Consider the following 8,466-nt stretch of genomic DNA (forward strand, 5'->3'; position numbering starts at 1 on the left):
CTCGCTGGCACAGCGCGAGGCGGAATAGGCCACCGCCTGCATGCCGTCGGCGGTTTCCATGATTTCACTGCCGGGATGAAACAGCTGGGCAAACACCCTGGCGCCGGCGGCCTGCACGGCCGTGGCCAGTGCCCGATAGCCGGCTATGCAGCCATCGTCGGTGGCCATCAGGGCATGCGAGGTGTAACGCGCACTCTCATGCACGCCGGACACCTGCAGCACAATCAGGCCGACACCGCCCTGTGCCCGCGCCTGATGATAGGCAATCAATTCCGGGCTGACCTGGCAGTCGACCGGCAGCACGGTATCGTGCCCGGTGGATACGATGCGGTTGCGCAAGGTCACGCTGCCGATCTGCAACGGTGACAGCAAATGGGGAAAACGTGTGGACATGGCAGCTCCGTGTGGGTGAGGGGTCATCACGATCAGGGTCTGCCGATGGTTGGGGCAAGCGCCCGGCTTGACTGCTGGCCCTTGGTGCTGGCCTGTACCACCTTACAGTGTCTTGCCGGCGCGCCAAGGGCGGGCCGGACAGGCGCGCTCCGCCAGCCGCTGACGGAGCGCGCCTGCTGCTCCTGCTTATTTCAGCGTGGCCAGGTAATTGACGATGGCGGTGCGCTGCCCGGCATCGGGCACGCCGGGAAATGGCATGGTATTACCCGGCACCGCTTGCTGCGGGTTGGCCAGATAAGCCGCCAGACTGGTTTTGTCCCAGGGTTTGCCGTAGGTCTTCATCGCCCGGCTGTAACGGAAACCGGGATAACTGCCGGCTTTGCGGCCCATGATGCCTTTCAGGCTGGGGCCGACACCATTGCTGCCATTCACGCTGTGACAGGCGGCACACTGGGCAAAAGCGGCGGGGGCTGGGGCGGCGGCAAGCGCCGGCAGGGGCAGCAAGGCAGCAGCAAATAACAGAGTACGCATGGGAATCTCCTTTGGGGGTGGACAAGGCCGCACCATGCGGGCGGCCCGATTGCATTACAGACGGCCGGGAGCCTGCAGATAGCGCAGCAGGTCATCCCCCAGCCGCAAGGCCAGTGCAGCCAAGGGGCCGGTGGGGTTGTAGCCGGAGTTGTGGGGATAGACCGAGGCGCCCACCACAAACAGGTTGTGGGCATCCCAATGCTGCAGATGCGGTGACACCACGCTGTCATGGGGTGTTTCACCCATGATGGTGCCGCCGACGATGTGGGTGGTCTGATAGATGCGGCTGTCAAACGGGACGACCAGGCCTTGCAGGCTGCCCACCTTGTCCGCACCGCAGTGCCGGGCGATCTCCATCATCTTGCCGCTGACAAACTGCGCCATCTTTTGCTCGTTGGCGCGGAAATCGAAAGTCATGCGGACCAGCGGCCGGCCATAGACATCGCGATAGGTCGGGTCCAGGCTGAGATAGTTGCCCCGGTGCGGATAGCAGCTGCCCTCGACACCCAGCGACATGGAGTGGGCATACCAGTCGGCATTGGCCTGCTTCCACGCGGTGCCCCAGCGCGGTGTGCCATCCGGCACCCGTCGTCCCTGGATGGGGCGGCCACTGAACTGGTAAGCCTGAATGGTGCCGCCACCCAGAAAGCCCAGGCCAGTGTGGTCGAAATTATCGTTATTGAAATCGTCGATCAGGATCTGGGTACTGCCGCTGGCCAGGAAGGGATTGAACCATTTGTCCTTGAAGAACAGGTCTACCCCGGTATTCACCTGATAGCAGAAGTTCTTGCCCACCACGCCGGTATTGCTGACCGGGTCGTAGGGCGTGCCGATCTTGCTATGCAGCAGCAGCTGGGCATTGCTCATGGTAAAGGCGGCCAGCACGATGACCTCGGCCGGCTGTTCGTACTCTTCCCCGGTCAGCAAGTCCAGGCAGTGCACCGCCGTGGCCCGCTTGCCCTGTGCGTCGTAACGCAGGCCCAGCACCTGGGTATTGAGCCTTACTTCAAAGCTCTTGCGCTGGCGCAACATGGGGTAGAGCAAGACCTGGGGCGAGCCCTTGGCATTGGCCTCGCAGATAAAGCGTTCGCAATGGCCGCAATACTGGCACTGCCCCAATTTTTGCCCGTCCGGATTGGTATAGGCGCCGGAGGAGTTGGCCGCCGCCTGGGGGAAGGCATGGTAGCCCAGCTTGTCACAGGCCTGCTTGAACACCAGCCCGGATTCCAGCACATGCAGCGGCGCCTGAGGGTAGGGCCCGCTGCGCGGTGCTTCGAAGGGATTGCCGCCCGGCAGCTTTTTGCCATCGATATTGCCCGCCTGACCGGATACCCCGAACAGCTTTTCAAACAGGTCGTGGTAAGGCTCCATCTCGGCATAGGTCACCCCCCAGTCCTGCAAGGGCATGTCGGCCGGAATGGCCTGCTTGCCATAGCGCCGCTCATAATGGCTGCGCAGCTGCGGGTCGTACTCGGCCCAGCGCCACAAATGGCCGTTCCAGTGATTACCGGCACCGCCCAGCCCCTGTCCCGGCAGGAAGGACTCCATCCAGCGCACCGGCAGTGCGGTCTGATTATGCTGATGACGCAGGGTGTAGGTTTCGCGCGACCAGTCCTGGATCAGCCCCTGGCGCACCGCCCAGCGCAACTCGTCACGCTGGTTGGGCAGGCTGGATTCCGGGCCCTTGCTGTGATCGCCACCACGTTCCAGCACCAGTACCTCGCATCCTTTGGCGGTCAGCTGGCGGGCGATCAGACCGGCGGTGAGGCCGCCGCCCACAATCACCACGGTTTTGCTTGCTCGTTGTTTCATACCGGCTCCCTTAGCTGAAATCCGCAATCGATTTGGGGGTGGCACGCCCTGGGTAGGGTTTGCCCAGATAATTCACCACATCCAGTGCATGGGTGGCCGGCAGGCCGGGGTAGCCGATCATCTTCCAGAACACCATGCCGACATTGCCGCCGTACAGCGGATCGGCATAACAGGCTTCGCAAAATAGCGGATACACCAGGCTGTTAAACCATTCGCCCAGGTCCAGCTGCTCGCCCTGAATCTGGCCGGCGGCCAGTTGCTGCAAAAAGGCATTGCCCTGCTCAGGGCTGAGCGCATCAAACAACTGGCCATGCAGCCGCTGTGCAGCACGGTCAGCTTCTGCTATGCCCGTCTTGAAATACTGCTGTGGGGTGAGCGGCAACTGCGGGCCGCACTGCACCGCACCTTGCAGAAACGGCCCTGCCGCATAGCGCCGTGCCCCCTGGCCAAAACTGCCGGCCAACTGGCGGTCGATATAAATGGCCAGCCCGCAATCCACGCCATTGGGCGTATGGGCATCGGCCGGACACATGATGTTGAGCATGCTTTCGACAAAAGCGGCCTCGTCCGGGCCAAAGCTTTCATAGCCATAGACGGTGTTGATCACCGGGGCCTTGGTCGTGGCCGCCGCGGCATCCGGGGCCTGCAGCAGCAGGGCCGCCGCCGTGCCACCGGCAAGGGCCTGACCGAGGGGCAGGCTGCCGGATGCAGCCGCCAGCTGTTTGAGGAAAACCCGGCGCGAGGCGGTGGCCGGAGCGGAGGAAGGAGAATCGACAGAGTGGGGCATCACAAACTCCTGGAGCGGTCTGTAGCAATGGGAGCCCTCCGTCCGGCAGAGGTCCGACCGGAGTGGCTGGATGGAGAATGATTCCCGGCAACAGGCAAAAACAAGGGGCTGAAGGAGGTCGCCAGTGGAAAAGGAAATTTCGCTGGCTCAAGGGAAAAAATGACGCAAAACAAATAATTCTTCGGCAGCTAACTCCGGAAAACAGGCGGGGACAAAGCAGTGCGGCAAAGGCAAAGATGCAAAACAGTAACTTCGGCTTGTCGCAGACAGCCCATCTCACCCAAAACCAGCTGGCTGCATAGCGCGGTTACTACAGTTATTCCACTCCTTCCGACCAGCCCAACCTTGGAGAAGCCCACCATGAGCCACCAGACTGTCGGTGAAGTCATCGTCGAAACCCTGCAACAAGCCGGGGTGCAAAACTGCTACGGCATTGTTGGCGACACCCTCAATCACATTACCGATGCCATCCGGCGCAGCCAGATCAAGTGGGTTCATGTGCGCCACGAGGAGGTGGCCGCCATGGCCGCCGGCGCGGAAAGCTATATGACCGGCAGGCTTGCCGCCTGCGCCGGCAGCTGCGGCCCCGGCAGCCTGCATACCATCAACGGCCTGCTGGAAGCCCACCGCAACCGCTCACCGGTGGTGATGATCGCCACCCAGGTGGCGCTGACCGAACTGGGCATGGAGTTTCCGCAGGAGGTGGACCTGGCCGCCATCTTCAAGACCTGCAGCCATTTCTGCGCCACGCTGTATACCCCGGCGCAAGCCCGCCGCCTGACGGCCCAGGCTGCGCAGGCCGCCATCAATCTGCGCGGCGTGGCGGTATTGATCGTGCCGGGCGATCTGGCCGGACAGCCGGTGCCACCCGGCCTGCCCTTCAGCACCCACCACCCCCAGCCGGTATGCAGCCCGTCCACCAGCGAGCTGGACCAGATGGCCGAGCTGTTGCTGTCTTCCGAGCGGCTGGCACTGTATTGCGGCTCCGGCTGCGCCGATGCACATGATGAAATCGTCGAGCTGGCCCGCCGGCTCAAGGCACCGGTGGCCCACACCAGCCGCGCCAAGGACTTTATCGAACCGCACAATCCCTACAATGTGGGCATGACCGGCATGCTGGGCATCGAATCCGGCTATCACGCCACCCAGGAGTGCGACACGCTGCTGCTGCTGGGGGCAGACTTCGCCTGGTCCTCGTTCTACCCGCACCGCGCCACCATCGTGCAAGTGGACAACCAGGCCACCCATCTGGGGCGGCGCCATCCGGTCAAGCTGGGGCTGGTGGGCGATATCCGCACCACCTTGCAACAGCTGCTGCCGCGGCTGCCGGAACGGCACGATGACAACTTCCTGCAGGAGTGCCAGAAGCTGCGGCACAAATCGCTGCGCTGGCTGGCTGAGCAAGAAAAACCGGGGCATAACGGGCTGATTCACCCGCAATACCTGATCCGGCTGATTGATGAGATGGCCGCGGAAGATGCCTTCCTGGTAGGCGATTCCGGCACCGCCATGGTCTGGCTGCTGCGCCACACCACCGCCAATGGCAAGCGCCGCACCCTGGCCAGCCTGATCCACGGCACCATGGCCAATGCCATGTCGGAGGCGCTGGGCATCAAGAACGCCTTTCCGGACCGTCAGGTCATTGCCATCTGCGGCGATGGCGGCCTGTCCATGCTGATGGGGGATCTGCTCACCATCGTGCAGGAGGGGCTGGACATCAAGATTGTCATCCTCAACAACAGTGCGCTGGATTTTGTCGAGATCGAACAGAAAACCGAGGGCCTGATGAATGCCTACACCGATCTGCACAACCCGGACTGGGCAAAACTGGCCGAAGCCATCGGCTTCAAGGGTCTGCGTGTCGAGCATGCCGACCAGCTGCCCGATGCGGTGGCCCGCTGGCTGGCCGAGCCCGGCCCCATGCTGCTGGATGTCAAGGTGAACCAGTACGAGCTGGTGATGCCGCCCACCGTGACCTCGGATGAAGTGCTGCACACCGCCCTGTATTCGGCCAAGGCCATCCTGTCCGGTCATGGTGGTGAGGTGGTCAAGCTGATCGAAAGCAATTTCCTGCGCCGTTAAGCCACACCGCCCCGGCCAGCCCTGGCCGGGGTCACTCCCCTTTGCCCATTGCCCGATAGATCGCCAAGGAGCAGCCCATGACGCTTGCCCGACACCTCTCCCCTGCCCGGCTACTATTACTGGCCTGGCTATTGGGTGCCGTTTTCTATTTTCTCGACTACGTGGTACGCACCAGCCCGGCAGTCATGCTGCATCCACTGGCCACACAGTTTGGCATCACGCCACTGCAGGCCGGCAGCCTGCTGGGCAGTTATTTCATTACCTATTCCTTGTGCAGCCTGGTCGCCGGCCTGTCCATCGATCACCTGGGCCCGCGGCCATCGCTGGTGGCCGGCTGTGTCATCCTGGCGCTGGGCTGCCTGTGCTTTCTGGCCAGCTCGCAGACCGGCGGCTATGTCGGCCGGCTGTTGCAAGGGGCAGGCTGTGCCTTTGCCTGGCCGGGCTGCGTATTCATTGCCACCCAGGGTTTCAGCCCGCACCGGCTGGCCACCATACTGGGCATTACCCAGGCCAGCGGCAATCTGGGCGGCTACCTGGGGCAGTACGGCATCGGCCATGCGCTGGCCGCCGGGCTTGGCATCACCCAGTACTGGGGCACACTGGCCGTGCTGATCCTGCTGCTGGCCGGCGGCTTCCTGTTGCTACTGCGCCCGCAACAGCAGCCCACGCCGCACACCGCAGCGGCCACGGACACACTGACCCTGCTGCAGCCCTTCCGCATCATTCTGTCGAACCGGCAGTCGTGGCTGGCCGGGGTGATCGGCGGGCTGATGACGGTGCCCACCTCGGTGTTTGCCATGACCTGGGCAGTCGACCTGTTCCAGAGCGACCGCCAGTTCAGCTATGCCGATGCGGTACTGGTCAGCTCGATGGTGTCGCTGGGCTGGATTGCCGGCAGCCCCTTGTTTGGCCTGTGGTCGGACCGGCTGGGCCAGCGCAAGCCGGTGCTGTGTACCGGCGCGGTACTGATGTTGCTGGTGATGATGCAGCTCTTCCTGTTTCCGGACCTGTTACCGGGCGAAATCAGCATGTTGCTGCTGGGCGTGGTATCCGGTGCCGAGCTGCTGGTGGTGAGCATCAGCAAGGAAGTGAACCCTGATCGGGTCAAGGGCAGTGCCGCCGGCTGTGCCAATTTTCTGGTATTTGGCTGCGCCACCCTGGTGGGCATGCTGTACAACCTGTTCCTGGCTTACAGCAACAGCAGGCCCGGCACCTTGCTGCAACACTTCCAGCAGTCCGGCCTGTTCTTCATTGGCTGTACCGTGCTGGCCATCCTGCTGATCCTGGGCTTGCAGGAAACCGGGCCCGGCCGGATGGGCAAGCCGGGCAGACCAGCAGCCTGAGCGGCTGGCCGGCAAGAAAAAACCGTCACCCGGAGGTGACGGTTTTTCCGTTTGCCAGGCGAGGTGGCGGATCAGCCGCTATTGCGCAGACCAGCCGAAGTGCCATTGATGGTGAGATGGATGGCATACAGCGCCTCGGCATCATCCGGATTGGCGCGCAGGCGCTGCAGCAGGTCGGCCTGCAATAGATTGAGCGCATCCAGATAGGGCAGACGGGTTTCCAGGCTGCGGTGCAGGGTGGGGTTTTGCTGCAACAGGCTGCTTTGGCCGCTGATGGCAAAGAAGGCATCGTGGGTTTTCTGCCATTCCGCCTCGATCTGGCCAAACAGCTTGTCGGCCAGCGCGCGGTCCTCCACCAGGGCGGCAAAGCGGCGGGCAATACCCAGGTCGGCCTTGGCCAGTACCTGTTCCATATTCGACAGGATCACCTGGAAGAAGGGCGAGCTACGGTAGAGGCCCTGCAAGCGCGCCAGCCCCTGGTCGCCATGGCGGGCGATAAAGCTGGCAACCGCCGAACCAAAACCGAACCAGCCGGGCAGCATCACCCGCGATTGCGACCAGGAGAACACCCAGGGGATGGCACGCAGGTCCTTGATGGAGGCCAGGCTCTTGCGCGAGGCCGGGCGGCTGCCGATATTGAGCTTGGCAATGGCGTTGATCGGCGTGGCTTCCAGGAAGTACTGCATGAAGCCCTCGGTTTCCACCAGCTGGCGATAGGCCTTGAACGCCGCCTCGGACAGTTCGTCGAACACCTCGCCATCGGCCTCGCTGGACGGATGGCTGGTCAGGCTGGCTTCCAGCGTGGCGGCCACCAGCGCTTCCAGGTTGCGGGTGCCGATGTCGGGGTCGGAATACTTGGAGGCAATCACCTCGCCCTGCTCGGTAATGCGGATACGCCCGGCCACACTGCCGGCCGGCTGCGCCATGATGGCCTCGAAGGACGGGCCACCACCACGACCCACCGAGCCGCCACGGCCATGGAACAGCCGCAGCTTGACCCCGGCCTTGTCGAAGCTCTGCACCAGGCGCTGTTCCGCCTTGTACAGCTCCCACTGGCTGGTGAGATAGCCGCCGTCCTTGTTGCTGTCGGAATAGCCCAGCATCACTTCCTGCAGCATGCCGCGGCTCTTCAGCAGCAACTGGTACCACGGCAGCGCAAACAGCGTGTCCATGATGTCGGTGGCGGCCACCAGGTCGGCAATGGTTTCAAACAGCGGCACCACATTGATGGTGGACACCGGCAGGCCGTTTTCCAGCCGGATCAGGCCGGTTTCTTTCAGGATCAGTGCCAGCGCCAGGATGTCGCTGACCGAGGCGCAGTTGGAAATGATGCTCTGGCTGATGGCCTCCACCCCGAATTGCTGCTGGATCAATGCCGCCTCGCGGAAGATGGCCAGCTCCTTGTCGGTATCCGCGCTGTATTGCTGGTAGGGCGAGTACAGCAGGCGTGGCGTGGCCAGTTCGCGCAGCAAGACGCGGATGCGCGCCGCCTCGTCCAGCGCCGGGTAGTGTTCCAGT

7 protein-coding genes and 1 pseudogene are annotated in these 8,466 nt (G+C 63.1%); 3 read left to right on the plus strand and 5 right to left on the minus strand.

Annotated features, from left to right (window positions below; genetic code table 11):
• The 4 genes and pseudogenes from JHD64_RS20340 to JHD64_RS20355 all read right to left on the minus strand — a co-directional run.
• A pseudogene (locus JHD64_RS20340) lies at window positions 1-393 on the minus strand (oxidoreductase); the annotation flags it as partial.
• A gap of 186 nt (window positions 394-579) precedes the next feature.
• Window positions 580-924 (minus strand): cytochrome c family protein, encoded by a 345-nt coding sequence (locus tag JHD64_RS20345; RefSeq protein WP_059286858.1) that lies wholly within the window; start codon window positions 922-924, stop codon window positions 580-582.
• A 54-nt stretch (window positions 925-978) separates the two neighbouring features.
• Window positions 979-2,736, minus strand: coding sequence for a GMC family oxidoreductase (locus JHD64_RS20350; protein WP_199055363.1), 1,758 nt, complete (start codon window positions 2,734-2,736; stop codon window positions 979-981).
• Window positions 2,737-2,746: 10 nt separating this feature from the next.
• Window positions 2,747-3,523 carry a gluconate 2-dehydrogenase subunit 3 family protein gene (locus JHD64_RS20355; protein ID WP_059286859.1) on the minus strand — a complete coding sequence of 259 codons (777 nt, stop codon included), beginning with the start codon at window positions 3,521-3,523 and terminating at the stop codon, window positions 2,747-2,749.
• Between the two features lie 77 nt (window positions 3,524-3,600).
• On the opposite strand from JHD64_RS20355, the gene JHD64_RS20360 reads away from it, so the two are divergent.
• From JHD64_RS20360 to JHD64_RS20370, 3 genes are all read left to right on the plus strand, one after another.
• Complete coding sequence (locus tag JHD64_RS20360; protein ID WP_199055364.1) at window positions 3,601-3,825, plus strand: hypothetical protein; 225 nt, start codon at window positions 3,601-3,603, stop codon at window positions 3,823-3,825.
• Window positions 3,826-3,883: 58 nt separating this feature from the next.
• The gene (locus JHD64_RS20365) at window positions 3,884-5,605 is read left to right on the plus strand and encodes a thiamine pyrophosphate-dependent enzyme (RefSeq protein ID WP_199055365.1); all 1,722 of its coding nucleotides are present in this window, start codon (window positions 3,884-3,886) and stop codon (window positions 5,603-5,605) included.
• A 77-nt stretch (window positions 5,606-5,682) separates the two neighbouring features.
• Window positions 5,683-6,948: an MFS transporter gene (locus JHD64_RS20370; protein ID WP_199055366.1), complete on the plus strand. Its 1,266-nt coding sequence runs from the start codon at window positions 5,683-5,685 to the stop codon at window positions 6,946-6,948.
• Between the two features lie 71 nt (window positions 6,949-7,019).
• Here the strand turns inward: JHD64_RS20370 and JHD64_RS20375 are convergent.
• Window positions 7,020-8,466, minus strand: a 1,447-nt coding sequence (locus JHD64_RS20375) for a phosphoenolpyruvate carboxylase (protein ID WP_199055367.1), incomplete at its 5' end; no start/stop codon positions are given.

Source organism: Aquitalea sp. ASV15, assembly GCF_016429115.1.
In the GTDB taxonomy this organism is placed as follows: domain Bacteria; phylum Pseudomonadota; class Gammaproteobacteria; order Burkholderiales; family Chromobacteriaceae; genus Aquitalea; species Aquitalea magnusonii.